This is a genomic window from Clostridium algoriphilum (assembly GCF_020443705.1).
In the GTDB taxonomy this organism is placed as follows: domain Bacteria; phylum Bacillota; class Clostridia; order Clostridiales; family Clostridiaceae; genus Clostridium_AD; species Clostridium_AD algoriphilum.
Map to the genome: position 1 here is coordinate 1 of NZ_JAIZZK010000123.1, position 653 is coordinate 653.

Below are 653 nucleotides of genomic sequence, written 5' to 3' on the forward strand. Positions count from 1 at the left end.
GACATAGTACAAATATCTCAAAAGGCTGAAAACGATTTTGTTGGTGTTAACTGCGGAATTATGGACCAATTTGCAATTGGAATGGGTAAGAAAGCAAAAGCTATTCTTTTAAATTGTCAAACATTAGAATATGATTATGCTGATGTAAACCTTTTAGAATATGAAATTGTAATTATGAATACGAATAAAAGACGTGCACTAGCCGAGTCGAAGTATAATGAGCGAAGATCTGAGTGTGAAAAAGCATTAGAAATAATAAAAAAAGTAAAAGACGTAAAAGACATATGCCAATTAAAACCAGAAGAATTTGATGAGTTAGAATATTTATTTACTGATGAGAAAATCAAAAACAGGGCCAAGCATTCAGTATATGAAAACGCAAGAGTTATTACTGCATTTAATTGTTTGAATAGCGGGGATCTTATGGAATTTGGAAGGTTACTTGTAGAATCTCATAATTCATTAAAAAACTTATATGAAGTTACAGGAAAAGAGCTTGATGCTATTGTAGAAGAAGCATTATTTAGTGATAGTTGTATAGGGGCAAGGATGACAGGTGCAGGTTTCGGAGGATGTGCAATTGCAGTAGTTGAAAAGGATAAAGTAGATTTATTTACGAGTAGAGTAAAAAGAGAATATACAAAGAGAATTGG

1 pseudogene is annotated in these 653 nt (G+C 32.0%); it reads left to right on the forward strand.

The annotated features are described in order from the left end of the window. Window positions 1-653 (forward strand): annotated as a pseudogene (locus LGK95_RS22220) (galactokinase); the annotation flags it as partial.